Origin of the sequence: Paenibacillus radicibacter, from assembly GCF_024721995.1 — a bacterium.
GTDB lineage: Bacteria > Bacillota > Bacilli > Paenibacillales > NBRC-103111 > Paenibacillus_AM > Paenibacillus_AM radicibacter.
On the sequence record NZ_JANQBC010000002.1, the window covers coordinates 91144 to 104897 of the forward strand.

14 protein-coding genes are annotated in these 13754 nt (G+C 41.8%); all 14 read right to left on the reverse strand.

Features of this window, described 5'->3' with window-relative positions; genetic code table 11:
- Positions 1–52 precede the first annotated feature (52 nt).
- The 14 genes from rny to sleB all read right to left on the reverse strand — a co-directional run bounded on the left by rny (position 53) and on the right by sleB (position 13695).
- Positions 53–1597: a ribonuclease Y gene (gene rny / locus NV379_RS05545; RefSeq protein WP_258206296.1), complete on the reverse strand. Its 1545-nt coding sequence runs from the start codon at positions 1595–1597 to the stop codon at positions 53–55.
- A 270-nt stretch (positions 1598–1867) separates the two neighbouring features.
- The gene (locus tag NV379_RS05550) at positions 1868–2542 is read right to left on the reverse strand and encodes a regulatory protein RecX (protein ID WP_258206297.1); all 675 of its coding nucleotides are present in this window, start codon (positions 2540–2542) and stop codon (positions 1868–1870) included.
- Positions 2543–2638: 96 nt separating this feature from the next.
- Positions 2639–3691, reverse strand: a complete 1053-nt coding sequence (gene recA, locus NV379_RS05555; RefSeq protein WP_308860251.1) for a recombinase RecA — start codon at positions 3689–3691, stop codon at positions 2639–2641.
- Between the two features lie 190 nt (positions 3692–3881).
- Positions 3882–5132 carry a competence/damage-inducible protein A gene (locus NV379_RS05560; protein WP_258206299.1) on the reverse strand — a complete coding sequence of 417 codons (1251 nt, stop codon included), beginning with the start codon at positions 5130–5132 and terminating at the stop codon, positions 3882–3884.
- 38 nt (positions 5133–5170) lie between these two features.
- Positions 5171–5755 (reverse strand): CDP-diacylglycerol--glycerol-3-phosphate 3-phosphatidyltransferase, encoded by a 585-nt coding sequence (gene pgsA, locus NV379_RS05565; RefSeq protein WP_258206300.1) that lies wholly within the window; start codon positions 5753–5755, stop codon positions 5171–5173.
- Between the two features lie 110 nt (positions 5756–5865).
- Positions 5866–6357 carry a YajQ family cyclic di-GMP-binding protein gene (locus NV379_RS05570; RefSeq protein WP_258206301.1) on the reverse strand — a complete coding sequence of 164 codons (492 nt, stop codon included), beginning with the start codon at positions 6355–6357 and terminating at the stop codon, positions 5866–5868.
- 34 nt (positions 6358–6391) lie between these two features.
- Entirely contained in the window at positions 6392–7237 is an 846-nt protein-coding gene (locus NV379_RS05575) for a helix-turn-helix domain-containing protein (RefSeq protein ID WP_258206302.1), read from the reverse strand.
- 37 nt (positions 7238–7274) lie between these two features.
- Entirely contained in the window at positions 7275–8051 is a 777-nt protein-coding gene (locus NV379_RS05580; RefSeq protein ID WP_258206303.1) for a DUF3388 domain-containing protein, read from the reverse strand.
- 118 nt (positions 8052–8169) lie between these two features.
- Entirely contained in the window at positions 8170–9021 is an 852-nt protein-coding gene (locus tag NV379_RS05585) for a hypothetical protein (protein ID WP_258206304.1), read from the reverse strand.
- A 73-nt stretch (positions 9022–9094) separates the two neighbouring features.
- Positions 9095–9349, reverse strand: coding sequence for a DUF3243 domain-containing protein (locus NV379_RS05590; protein ID WP_258206305.1), 255 nt, complete (start codon positions 9347–9349; stop codon positions 9095–9097).
- A gap of 114 nt (positions 9350–9463) precedes the next feature.
- Positions 9464–10231, reverse strand: coding sequence for an elongation factor P 5-aminopentanone reductase (gene ymfI / locus NV379_RS05595; RefSeq protein WP_258206306.1), 768 nt, complete (start codon positions 10229–10231; stop codon positions 9464–9466).
- 2 nt (positions 10232–10233) lie between these two features.
- Positions 10234–11514 (reverse strand): EF-P 5-aminopentanol modification-associated protein YfmH, encoded by a 1281-nt coding sequence (yfmH, locus tag NV379_RS05600; RefSeq protein ID WP_258206307.1) that lies wholly within the window; start codon positions 11512–11514, stop codon positions 10234–10236.
- A gap of 1 nt (position 11515) precedes the next feature.
- On the reverse strand, positions 11516–12805 hold the full coding sequence (gene yfmF, locus NV379_RS05605; protein WP_258206308.1) for an EF-P 5-aminopentanol modification-associated protein YfmF: 1290 nt from the start codon (positions 12803–12805) through the stop codon (positions 11516–11518).
- A gap of 113 nt (positions 12806–12918) precedes the next feature.
- On the reverse strand, positions 12919–13695 hold the full coding sequence (sleB, locus tag NV379_RS05610) for a spore cortex-lytic enzyme (RefSeq protein ID WP_258206309.1): 777 nt from the start codon (positions 13693–13695) through the stop codon (positions 12919–12921).
- Positions 13696–13754: the final 59 nt, after the last annotated feature.

Below are 13754 nucleotides of genomic sequence, written 5' to 3' on the forward strand. Positions count from 1 at the left end.
CGCTCAAAAAAAATGAAAAGTGGCATTTAGCCACTTTTCTAGTTTAAATCATTTATTTTGCGTATTCAACCGCACGCGTTTCGCGAATAACCGTCACTTTAATGTGACCCGGATAATCGAGTTCTTCCTCGATCTTCTTCGTTATATCACGAGCTAAGCGGAAAGCTTCCGTATCATCAATCTTCTCTGGGTGAACCATGACACGCACTTCACGACCTGCTTGAATTGCGTATGATTTCTCAACTCCATCGAATGATTCAGAGATATCTTCGAGCTTCTCCAGACGCTTGATGTACGTTTCAAGCGTTTCACGGCGAGCGCCTGGTCTTGCTGCAGACAATGCATCTGCCGCTCCAACCAACATTGCGATAACCGATGTTGCCTCCACATCACCATGGTGGGATGCGATTGCGTTAACAACGACAGGATGTTCCTTGTATTTCTTACCAATCTCAACGCCGATTTCAACGTGTGAACCTTCCACTTCGTGATCAAGCGCTTTTCCGATATCATGCAGAAGCCCAGCACGTTTCGCCAAAGTTACGTCCTCTCCGAGCTCCCCAGCCATCAAGCCAGATAAGTAAGCTACTTCCATGGAGTGCTTCAGCACGTTTTGTCCATAACTTGTTCTGAACTTTAGACGACCTAAAATTTTGATGAGGTCCGGATGTAAACCATGTACGCCAACTTCAAATGTTGCTTGCTCTCCGTATTCACGGATACGCTCATCAACTTCTTTGCGTGATTTCTCCACCATCTCTTCAATGCGAGCAGGATGAATACGACCATCCGCAACCAATTTCTCGAGTGCATTTCTTGCAATTTCACGTCTGATTGGGTCAAAGCCAGATAGGATTACTGCTTCTGGCGTATCGTCAATAATCAGATCGATCCCTGTTAATGTTTCAAGTGCACGGATATTACGGCCTTCACGACCAATAATACGACCCTTCATTTCTTCATTCGGCAATGTCACAACAGACACTGTCGTCTCGGCAACATGATCTGCAGCACAGCGCTGGATCGCCATCGTAATGACTTCTCTAGCTTTCTTATCGCCTTCTTCTTTCGCCTGCGTTTCAATTTCTTTAATCAATTGAGCGGCTTCATGACGAACTTCTTGCTCTACTTTTGTCAAAATAATATGTTTAGCATCGTCCATCGTTAAACTGGAAATACGTTCCAATTCAGTCACTTGTGTCCGGTAAAGCTCATCAATTTGCGACTGCGTTTCTTCGATTCGCTTTTCTTTGTTGGCAACTTGTTCTTCTTTACGCTCAAGAGATTCTAATTTTTTATCCAAAGATTCTTCTTTTTGCAACATTCGTCTTTCTTGACGTTGAATTTCATTTCGACGCTCACGAATGTCCTTTTCAGCTTCGGTACGGAGCTTATGAACTTCATCTTTAGCTTCTACAACCGTTTCTTTCTTAAGTGCTTCTGCTTCTCTTAGAGCAACTTCTTTAATTTGTACAGCAGCATGCTCAGCACTAGAAATTTTCGCTTCTGCAATAGACTTACGGATAAAATAACCAATCCCACAGCCAATTACGCCAACAACGGGAATCGCGATCCACAAGATTACAGTAATGTCCATCATGTACACCTCCTCGTTGGTTTCTCCAAGGTATTCGCTTGGGACCTTAGGTCTTTAAATACGGTTTTCAATTGTTTTTGTTAAAAATCATTAAAATGCACCCAATATGATTGCTGTGCACTTTTGCTTGTTCTCTCCTAAAGGTAAAAATTGGCGTTTCTTACCTTTAGATCACCAAAATCATAAACAGCTATGAATTTGATTAATAAAATATACACTTTCATTTTAGCTTTTGTCGAAGAAGCTTGTCAAGGGAAGTTGACAGAGTCATTAATCATCGAATCCAGATTCCTCAAGGGTTTGCTGTGAGACCTCTCTGATGACTCGATTCACAACGCCCTGCACATAGCCTCGTCGCAGCAAATAACCCATTGTCTTGCGCTTTTTATCGATATATTCACCGCTTGCACTGCGCCATTTCTTAGCTCCTAGTGCTAGTGCACCTTCGTATTCATCATCCTCGTCAATACTCTCCATCGCCCCAGCAATCTCATTTTTCCCTAGCCCTTTCGCTGCTAGTTCTTGTCGAACGAAGTTTCTTCCTTTTCGACCAAAATTGACACGATGGTCTGCCCATTGCTTTGCGAACGCATTGTCATCAATATAGCGATGCTCTTTCAGCCTATCAATCGCTTTATCTGAACATTCACCTTCATAACCCTTTTCTTTCAGCTTGCGCCTTACTTCCTTCTCTGAACGCGGCCCCCGGCCTAGGTACAAGACTCCAGCTAAATACGCACTGTGCTGCTCTTCTTCCTGCATAATATCTATCATTCTTGCTGCATCAATAATGGTTCCTTTGAAAAGATGATGCTTGATCATGATATCTTCATGTATAGCGAAGGCAAACTCTTCGTTCAAATAAATATTGAATCGATGTTTATTTTTCTTCTGCAGTTCCACCTTCGTAATGGTTGATTGTTGATCAGTACTTGTCCATTCCATCCATCGTACTCCATTTCCATATGATTCAAATTTAATGCTATATCTAATAACGAAAGCACCTTTTCATAAAGAAAAGGTGCTTGTCGATGCTACAATTTATTCTTCAAACTCCAAATCAAGATCTTCGTCCTCATCTTGATCCAACTTTGAATTTGTTGGAGCAGCGTTTAAGCTGCTGTTCTCACGAATTCTCTTCTCTATCACATCAGCAATATCCTTATGATCTTTCAAGTATTGCTTCGCGTTCTCACGACCTTGACCAAGTCGCTCATTGTTGTATGAGTACCACGCACCACTCTTATTCACGATATCCATCTCAGTTGCAATATCGATCAAGCTACCTTCTTTGGAAATCCCTTCACCGTACATGATGTCCACATCAGCCTGCTTAAATGGAGGCGCAACCTTATTCTTCACAACTTTAATACGTGTGCGGTTACCTACCAAGTCATTACCTTGCTTAATCGCTTCTACACGACGAATATCGATACGAATCGTAGAATAGAACTTGAGTGCACGACCACCAGGAGTCGTCTCTGGGTTACCGAACATCACACCAATCTTCTCACGAAGTTGATTAATGAAGATTGCAATAACATTGGATTTATTAATCGCACCCGAAAGCTTACGAAGCGCTTGAGACATCAAACGAGCTTGCAAACCTACGTGGGAATCCCCCATGTCGCCTTCAATCTCTGCCTTCGGAACGAGTGCAGCTACAGAGTCCACAACGATGATATCGACTGCACCACTGCGTACGAGTGCTTCAGCGATCTCAAGTGCTTGTTCCCCTGTATCCGGTTGGGAAAGTAGTAGGTCATCAATATTGATACCTAGCTTGCTTGCATACACAGGATCAAGCGCGTGCTCCGCATCGATGAATGCTGCTTGTCCACCACGACGTTGCACTTCTGCAATCGCGTGTAAAGCTACTGTTGTTTTACCTGATGATTCAGGTCCATATATTTCAATAATTCTTCCGCGTGGGAATCCACCAACACCTAATGCGATATCAAGTGCAAGAGAACCACTTGGAATAGTTTCGATTTGTGAATGTGCAGATTCTCCAAGTCTCATGATGGAGCCCTTACCGAATTGCTTCTCAATCTGGCGCAATGCCGATTCTAATGCAGCGCTACGATCTGCCAAAATAGTCACTTCCTTCGTTTCGTTTATATATACATGATAACTTCTTTTTAACGTCTTGCCAAGTGTTTTTTCGAACATACATTCGTTTTTTATTCTAGAATAAAAAAACCGTAACAAAGTTAAACTTTGCTACGGTTCCTCCGTTAACGGTAATGTTATTATAGCTTGTTTTCCAAATAAATACAATCCATTACTTATTAGCAAGCCGTTTCCACAATTGATACATCGCACTTTTCACAGCACGTAAACGAATCCCGTCTCGATTGCCAATAAGCTTAAGCTTTACAGACTGTACACCGCCTTGATCATCTGCAATCCCTACATAAACCAGTCCGACAGGCTTTCCTTCGGATTCCGATGGACCCGCAACACCTGTGATTGAAATAGCAAAGTCACTACCAGTCACAGCTTTCATACCTGCCGCTAAACTTTCAGCTACTTCAGCAGACACCGCACCTGGAGCATCTGATCCTTCGAGTAAATTCATCGGAACACCAACTAGCTTATGCTTCAGTTCATTCGTATAACAGATGACACCGCCCTTAAACGTCTTAGAGCTCCCAGGGATGGCTGTAACCATTTCCCCAAGCAAACCTCCGGAACAACTCTCAGCGGCTGTAAACGTCTTATTCTGCTGCTCTAGCAGGGCAAGCACAGCTTCTTCTAATGTAATATTTTGATCCGCATACAGATGATCACTTAGGCGGTTACGTATTTCAGCTTCAACAGAATGAAACTTGACATTTGCATCTTCTTGTGTCCATGCTCGCGTCGTCAAGCGAATTGCAACCTCCCCTTCTTTTGCATAGGGCGCAATCGTGGGATCAGTCTGTTGTTCAATTAGGTCAATTAATCGATCTTCCAGCGCCGACTCCCCAATGCCTGTAAACTTCAGCATTCGAGATTGTAAGGGCACCACATCACCCATCACACCGCGCAGCCAAGGAACTGCATGATTCGCGAACATCGGCTTCATCTCACGTGGAGGTCCCGGAAGCACGACATAATGTGTATCGCCATTAGTCAAACAATTGCCTACTGCCAAGCCATTCTCATTGAGCAAAGGATCACTCCCTGCTAACATCAGCGCTTGGCGTTTATTGCTTTCAACCATATGTATGCCGCGTGAAGCGAACATCTCTGTAATTTTAGTCATCGAAGCTTCGTGCATTTCCAGCTCACGACCTACAAATTTGCCTAGAACATCTTTGGTAAGATCATCTTGTGTCGGCCCAATTCCGCCCGTACAAATGACGAGGTCAGCACGGGTGGAAGCAAGCCTAAATGCCTCCATCACCCGCGCCTCATTATCACCGACAACCGTTTGAAAATATACGTCGATTCCGAGTTCTGCCAATCCTTGAGACAAATACTGGGCATTCGTATTTACAATCTGCCCGAGTAATAGCTCCGTTCCTACAGCAATAATCTCTGCTTTCATCGCGGCTCTCACTCCACTTCACACATTTCAATTATCCATTAAGCGTTGGAAAAATCGAGAACATGTTTATTTTTTACAAAATAATCAATACCCGAGTAAACCGTTACAACCGCAGCAAGCCATGTCAAAATCATATCGACTGGAATTCCGATAAAAGTGAACGGAAAATTGTTAATCAATACAGCGATAATCGCTGCAATTTGAATAATCGTCTTCAGCTTGCCCCACTTACTCGCCGCAATAACACTGCCTTCAAGAAGCGCAATTTGGCGCAAACCATTCACTGCAAATTCGCGTGAAATGATAATGATGACAATCCAAGCATCGATTTTATCCATTTGCACAAGCGAAACAAGCACAGCAGTTACTAGCAATTTGTCAGCAAGCGGATCAAGCAACTTACCTAAGTTCGTCACCATCTTCTTCTTGCGAGCAATATAGCCATCAAGCGAATCTGTGCTCGCTGCAATGATAAATATAAGCGCTGCAATAATTTGATTGTACGTAATCGTGAAATCTTCACCGATATGAATGTCCGGGAACGTCACTTGAACTAATAAGAAAAACATAATGATCGGTACAAGAAAAATTCTTGCGATCGTAATTTTGTTCGCTAAATTCACGTCAATACCACCCTGACTAGTTTTACTTTACAACAGTATAATACATGCCAAATAGAAGTGTCAAAAAAGTGAAAACCCCTTGAATCAAGGGGTTTTTCGACTATTCATAACTATCGGAAGTTTGTAAATTGTAAATCTAGCGATAGATTCGCTCCGCGAAGTAAAGCCATGACTTGTTGCAGATCATCCTTACTTTTTCCAGTTACACGAAGTTGATCGCCTTGGATTTGGCTTTTTACCTTAAGCTTGGAATCACGAATAAGAATATTCATTTTCTTTGCGTTATCTTGGTCAATCCCTTGCTTTAGCTTCACACGTTGACGTACTGTAGCAGCTGAACCAGACTCCACTTTACTGTAGTCTAAGTTTTTAAGCGGAATTCCACGCTTCGCCATTTTGCTGTGCAAAATATCAATTACATTCTGTAATTTAAAGTCATCATCAGAGACAATGACGAGCTCTTCTTTTTCAATCGTAATCGAACTCTTGCTGTTCTTAAAATCGAATCGTGTCTCAATCTCACGAGTCGCTTGGTTCACAGCATTCGTTAACTCCTGCATATCAACCTTGGAGACAATATCAAATGAACTCTCTGAACTCATTCTCCATACACCCTTTCTAATAACAATAAATCAATTAGCTGCTCGGAAGTAAATTAAAGCGGAAGTTCTTCACAAGGTTATCTTTTTTGATTTCAACAGGTACTCCATTTACAGAAATCTCCACGTCATTCGAGTTACCAAGTGTAATCAGTGCTGCATTGTCAACATCCCAAGTCTGTGACTGTCCAGTTTGCAATGTGTCGCTGAAGATCGTCTTAGTCTTGCCCTCTACATCCGCAGATTTCACTTGCATCCAAACCGGATTTCCAGCGACTTTGATCGTAACTGAAATTTTGTCCACATTCTTAACATTGAACGTGTCATACTTCCCTTGTTTCTCCGCTGGAATTAATTCTACTTTAGGAGGAGTCGGGGTCGGCGTAGGTGTTGGCTGAGGCGTTGCCGAAGCATTTGGACTTGGCGTTGGCGTTGAAGCATCTGCCTTATCCGTAATTTTGTTTTGTTGATTAATATCAGTCGTGCCTCCACCGCTGCTTACTTTATAATAATAAATAATAGCAAGTATAAGCACGATAAAAGAAATAACTAACACGGTAGATGCCAGTCGGCTCCACTTCTCTGTATTTCTCATCACCGAACGGCGTCGCGGTTGAATGGTCGGTTCACTTGATTCCTCAGCAGCCGACTCTGGAGAGCTTAAACGAAACAAATTAAGCGCCTCTTGCGGATCGATCCCTACTGCCTCTGCATAACTCTTAATAAATGCTTTTACATAGAAACTGCCCGGTAATAACTTGTAATTACCTTCCTCAATCGCCTCTAAGTAACCTTTACGAATCTTCGTAATTTCTTGTAATTCTTCCAAAGACATTTTACGTTGTAATCTGGCTTCGCGTAACAGTTGACCTAATTCAGACACAAACTCACCTCCTTATTTAATTAACATATGGCTCATTTTAGAAAGGATCTACGCTATACGTGATATTTTCGTAGTTGATTTCTTCATCTGGTGTATTGCGTAATTCAATAAAATAATCAAAATCATCATACGTATAGCTGGATTCTCTTATAAAAATGTCAGGATGCTCAATGACTTTCGTCGACGGCATCGCCATAATAGTTTGCAATAAATCATGATGTTTCTCATTGGAACGAATTGTGGAAACAATTCCATCAATAATGAAGATGTTATTAGGTGACATCTCATCTTCTGACATTTGACTGCGCACAGTTTGGCGAAGCAATGTTGAGGATACGAATGTCCAACGCTTATTGGAACACACACTGCCGGCGATAATGGATTCAGTCTTCCCTACACGTGGCATTCCGCGCAAACCAACAACGTGATTGCCGTCTCTTTTGAAAATTTCACCAAGGAAATCAACAAGTAGACCGAGCTCATCACGCACAAAGCGAAATGTCTTATGATCGTCAGAGTCACGTTCGATATATCGGCCATGTCTAACTGCCAAGCGATCTACCAATTTTGGTGTACGAAAGGCATTTATGGTTATATTATCAACCTTATTTAACATTTTACCCATAAGTTCAATTTTTTCTTCATCGCTTGTCTGCAAGATCATACCACGAGTACGGTCTTCCACGCCATTAATCGCGACGATATTAATATCAAGCATCCCCATAAGCGAAGCAATATCACCTAGCAAACCAGGGCGATTCTTGTGAATTTTGTATTCCATATACCATTCTTTTACTTCTTTAACTGGTTTCATACCCTTCAAATCCAACATGATCACCCATTTCTCGACAGTCATATCCTAAATTCAACACATCTACCCATTATTCTACAATATTCCTGCGTGAACTGCATTATTTTCATAGAGGAAGAATTTAACTCAGTTTCAGTTCTTTCAATTCATTTGCATTATATGACTTTTTACCAGATTTCCATGCTTGATCACTTAATGTCTGCACACTATTTTTCAAAATTTCATCCCAATTCAGATTCGCTGTAGAAGCATTCACGTTCATTACAGGTGTACCGATTGCTTTTAATTTCTGAATAACACTTGCATCAGCTGGTGCATAAAGTACTACCCATTCGGAACGATGGCTGGAAATTTGGAATTTCAGTTGTTTAAGCCACTCTGGATTGTTATCAAGCAATACAATATGATCTGCCTCTTCAGATGGCGCCCATGCAGATGGAATCGGTTTCGATGCGGTTGTAACCCATTCGATGGATGTACGCGCAGCAATCTTACTTTCCACCCAAGCCTCCACTTGTGTTTGTAATACAGAAGTATCTACATACTGTACAACTAGATTCGGATGATCTTGAATCGCATTGTTATCCGCATTTGCCTGATCTTGAAGCAAGGTCCACTTGTTCTGAGTCAGCTCCGTTGATGCTTGAACTGCTGATGGTACGAGATCATTCCCGATGACATAAATATAATCATACGTCTTTTCCTTCATTTTCTTCTTCACGTCTTCATTAATATCAGGCATATCCTGCATCCAATCATATGTAATTTGATGCGCTTCACGCCAATTAGGAAGAGCTGTTTCAACAGACGTTTTAATAGCAGGATTAATATTCGGACTTGTAACAAATAGAACAGATTTTTTACTCGCTAAGAGCTCCGGACTAATGGATGGAAGCCCTCGTCCTTCACACGCAGTTAATAGACTTATACATAATAGAATCATACCTATTAGAACGATTCTCGATTTTCGCATTTGCATTTTCATGATCCTTTCCATACAAACATACAAAGCCCCCAAGAAGGGGGCTTTGAGCCCAGAACTTATATTAACCTTTATCAACCATTCTCACCATTAGCTTAGCGATTGATTTCTTCTCATCATCATCCCCAGCATCCCACAGTTGTTTAAGTACGCGTTCTTCTGCATTCTGTGGATCCACTTTATCAGCGAGAAAATCACCAATGTGATAAGCGACTTTAGAAATCATCTCTTCGCTCATCCCAACTCGTTCAGCTTGTTCTACTCTGTCACCAAGAAATTGTTTCCATTTATCAAACACAGTTAATACGGTTTCTGCCATGTAGACTACCTCCAGTTTGGATTCAATATGAACCATCTTAATATTTACATCCAACTGAAGATCTATTCCGAACAATACCCCTACTATAACATACTCAGAACCGATTCGAAACTTTTACGTCAGCCATCCACCATTAGGCGAAATGACTTGTCCCGTTATGTAACTTGACTCAGGTAATGATAGGAAATATACGAGTGAAGCAATCTCATCAGGTAGTGCAAAACGGCCAAGCGGAATATCACTTTCTATGGCTGCTTGCTCGGATTCATCGAACGTGGACATCATGTCCGTCTGAACTGCACCAGGAGCTACCGCGTTTACGGTAACCCCAGATGGTGCTAATTCTTTCGCTAAAGCTTTTGTAAATGCATTTATGCCGCCTTTGGCAGTGGAATACACCACTTCACAGGATGCCCCCGATATGCCCCAGATCGATGATACATTGATGATTCTGCCATACTTTTGTGCAATCATCGCAGGCATGAATGCTTGTGTACACAGGAATGGAGCTTTCATATTCACATCAATGACGTGGTCCCACTCTTCTTCCGTCACATCTGCGAGCATGCCATAATGCGAAATACCTGCATTGTTCACCAGAATATCTGGCATCATACCATGGCTTTCAATCTTATCTTTCATTCGCAGAATTTGCTCTTTGCTTTGTAAATCTGCGGATACCGTTAATACTTTAACCCCGTGTTTCATACAAGCTCGGGCAACTTCGTTCGCTGCCTCATGAGATTGCAAATAATGAATAATGACGTTCAGCCGTGCAGAAGCAAAGCGCTCCGCAATTGCAGCTCCTATCCCTCGAGAAGCTCCCGTAATCAGAACAGTCTGCTCTGTAAATGGCTTACCATCATAATTTAATGCTGTCATTCTTAATCACTCCGAACAATAGAAATTGCGAGTCTCTCCCACTCAAAATGCTCATTAAATCGCTTCATCACGTCTTCAAGCTTCATGTTCTCGTAGACGCTTAAGATTTCAAACATATCGATTCCATTAAATAAATACTTTGTAAACTCACCAGCAATCGCTTCAGGTGAATTCATCATTCGTAGGAATGACCCAATTTTTTTCTTACGGCTTCTTTCAAAAGATTGCTCACTGATCCCTTGTTTCTGCACCGCAGTCACCGCATCCTTGATTTTGGAAATCAACAAATCTGGATCTCGCGTTTCCCCGCCAAACACAGAGAATGAATAGTCCGCGGTAATGTTGTATTCATGTCCAAAGCTATCTGAGATCAAATTCTCATCATACAAGCTCTGATAAATCGGCGATGAGCCTGAGAATAACACATCAAGCAGCAGCTTTGTCGTCAATTCCCTTTTTAGAAGTGGCGTACCTTCTTGATTGAGTGGTACTTCTTTAAAGCCGATTAGGCATTTTGGCAATGAAACAGGTAATTTAATTACTTTTTTCGGAGTATGAACTTGATCTGGCTCTGGATCGAAGAAATGTTTAATCTCGCCTTGCGGTTTGAATGTTTTCTTCGCTTGATTCTGTTCAACGAACTCCATCACTTCATTCACATCAATACCGCCAACAACAAACAAGACCATGTTGCTAGGATGGTAGAACGTATAGTAACAATTGAACAATGTGTCTTTCGTAATTTTAGAAATGGATTCAATCGTTCCTGCAATATCAATATGAATCGGATGCACTTTGTACATCGCCTCAATTAATCCGAAATACGAACGCCAATCCGGATTATCTTGATACATCTTGATCTCTTGCCCGATGATTCCCTTCTCCTTCTCCACGCTCTCCTCCGTCCAGTACGGTGACTGTACAAAGTCAAGTAAGGTTCCTAAATTGTCCAGCACATTGTCCGTTGCAGTAAATAAGTACGATGTACGGTCAAAGCTTGTGAAAGCATTGGCTGATGCACCTAGTGATGCAAATTTATTAAAAACGTCGCCCTCTGGCTCCTCAAACATTTTGTGCTCAAGGAAATGAGCAATGCCATCAGGTACTTGAATTGGCGTATCTTCGCCAACTGCAAAGTGATTATCGACTGACCCATACTGCGTAGTGAAAGTCGCATATGTTTTTTGAAAACCTGCTTTTGGCAAAATATAGACACGAAGCCCATTATCCAGCTGCTTCGTATATAGCGTCTCATCCAAGTGTGGATATGGAATGCTGCGCATGTTAGGCATCCCCCTTTTGATCGCGAAGGAAATATATCGTATCTAGCTCTACTTTAGTGGCAATATTGCGAATGGCATCCGCATTTACTCGCTTAATTGATTCCAGCAAAGAAGCTACTGTACGCTCTTTACCTGATAATACCGCATTGAAGTCAAATGAAATCATCTCAAACGCAGAATCCTGTACTTCGCGCAAATGATTACAAAGCATCGCTGCCGTCTGCTCAATTTCAGATGGTGTTATCTCGCCTCTCTTCATTACTTCTAGCTGGTTCTTAATAATCTCAACTGCCTTATCGTATTTATCGATTTCAATTCCGGATTGAATAGACAAGATCCCTTTATGGCCATCTACACGAGAAGAAACGTAATACGCAAGCGAATTTTTTTCACGAACGTTAATAAACAATTTGGAATGTGGATATCCACCAAGAACACCGTTATACATCAAAAGTGCCGGATAATCCTCATCGCTATATGACGTATGTACGCGCAGCCCCATGTTCAGCTTGCCTTGGCCCACATCTAATTTTTCAACGACTGTTCGCTCTTGAACTTTACGTTTAGCTGGCACTTGCATCTGATACGATACAGGTTCGCCTGCTTCGATATGGAAAGCTTGCTTCACATAATTCTCAACTTCTGACAACGTTGTATTCCCTACTACATAAATATCGATAGGCGCTTGTCTTAGCCACTCTTTGTAGTAGGTAAACAAGGAGTCTGGTGTAATGGATTCCAAGTCCTTAATGCTGCCAAGTGGATGCAGTCGATACGGCTCATCTTTGCACATTTCCTCTAAGCAGCGTTCAGCCGCATAGCGTATCTTATCGTTCACGATAGCTTCAATACGCTTTTGCAATGAAGATTTCTCAGCTTCTACATACTTATCTCGAAAATTCCCATTTTCCGTTGCAGGCTTCGTAACCGCATTCCCGATAAAGTTAAGTCCTTGCTGCAACAACGATTCATTAGACGAGACAAATCGATCGTTAATAATGTCCATCCGGAACTGAACGATTTGATAATCCCCGCGCTTATAAATATCAAAGCCAAATCCCGCTCCATACATATCATCTAGACGTTCACGGAATTTTTGAGTTTCAGGCAGTTCTTCTGTCCCTCTACGTAATACAAAAGGAGTGAGCGCAGTCGGCGTTACCGTTTCCTCATCTAAAGGTCGCCCCACATATACAGATATTGCGAATGTTTTAAAACGATTTGTTGGCAGCACATGAACTCGAATTTTCCCAACAGTACTTCGTTCAAAAGTTAAAGGTTTCACACTCATTCTCCCTTCTTAACTCGTTATAGAAACATCTATCCTTAGTATATTCATACAGAAACAGAAGAAGCAACCATTAGGTTACTTCTTCGCTGTAATTACTCCGATATTCCTTATTTTTAGCGACAGAAAATGTGTTGTCCGATTGTTTTGAACTGAGGTCGGCTCCAGATCCATTTCGAAGTAGCTGTTTTCGGATTGAAGTAGTACAAGCAACCGTCTGATGGATCCATACCGTTAATAGCATCGAGTACAGCCCGCTTCGCTGTATCATTGGGTGTAAGCCAGATCTGACCATCTGCTACTGCAGTAAATGCAAGGGGTTGGAATATCACACCATGAACTGTATTCGGAAAGCTTGGTGAATCAACACGGTTCAGAATAACTGCTGCTACCGCTACTTGACCTTCATAGGGCTCACCACGAGATTCCCCATATACCGCATTTGCAATTAGTTTAATATCTTCGTCTGAAAAACCACGATGACCTGTTTTCTTCACATCACCTTTAGGTTCTTCATTCTTCGATCCTCCACCATTGTTTGCTGACTGCCCCTTCGTGCTTGTATCCCCGCTTGGCTTCCATGCTTTGGTAGCTTCCCAAAGTTTCACCTTCGTCTTACCACCTACAATCCCGTCAACCGACAATCCAAACTCGCTTTGGAACCACTTCACAGAATTCAATGTAGTACTGCCAAAATCACCATCGATTTTCCCATAGAAAAACCCTAAATGCTTCAATCTTCCTTGCAACTCGTAAACATCAGATCCCTTAGTTCCATACTTCACAATTTCTTTAGAAAATGTCTCTTTGGAACTAAACAATGATGTCATTTGTACCCCTGCAAATAAAGCAAAAACGATACAAATGGTAACAATTATTATCCGTTTGTTCATGACTTAATCAACCTCTCATTCGTGATTGCTACCTGATATGGCTTATTATGAGAAAGGCT

Coding starts and splice junctions, on each gene's coding strand:
- ymfI (WP_258206306.1), bottom strand. CDS start 10,231: ATGACAGCATTAAATTATGATGGTAAGCCATTTACAGAGCAGACTGTT.
- sleB (WP_258206309.1), bottom strand. CDS start 13,695: ATGAACAAACGGATAATAATTGTTACCATTTGTATCGTTTTTGCTTTA.
- NV379_RS05585 (WP_258206304.1), bottom strand. CDS start 9,021: ATGCGAAAATCGAGAATCGTTCTAATAGGTATGATTCTATTATGTATA.
- NV379_RS05550 (WP_258206297.1), bottom strand. CDS start 2,542: ATGGAATGGACAAGTACTGATCAACAATCAACCATTACGAAGGTGGAA.
- rny (WP_258206296.1), bottom strand. CDS start 1,597: ATGGACATTACTGTAATCTTGTGGATCGCGATTCCCGTTGTTGGCGTA.
- NV379_RS05580 (WP_258206303.1), bottom strand. CDS start 8,051: ATGAAACCAGTTAAAGAAGTAAAAGAATGGTATATGGAATACAAAATT.
- NV379_RS05560 (WP_258206299.1), bottom strand. CDS start 5,132: ATGAAAGCAGAGATTATTGCTGTAGGAACGGAGCTATTACTCGGGCAG.
- yfmH (WP_258206307.1), bottom strand. CDS start 11,514: ATGCGCAGCATTCCATATCCACACTTGGATGAGACGCTATATACGAAG.
- NV379_RS05570 (WP_258206301.1), bottom strand. CDS start 6,357: ATGAGTTCAGAGAGTTCATTTGATATTGTCTCCAAGGTTGATATGCAG.
- yfmF (WP_258206308.1), bottom strand. CDS start 12,805: ATGAGTGTGAAACCTTTAACTTTTGAACGAAGTACTGTTGGGAAAATT.
- NV379_RS05590 (WP_258206305.1), bottom strand. CDS start 9,349: ATGGCAGAAACCGTATTAACTGTGTTTGATAAATGGAAACAATTTCTT.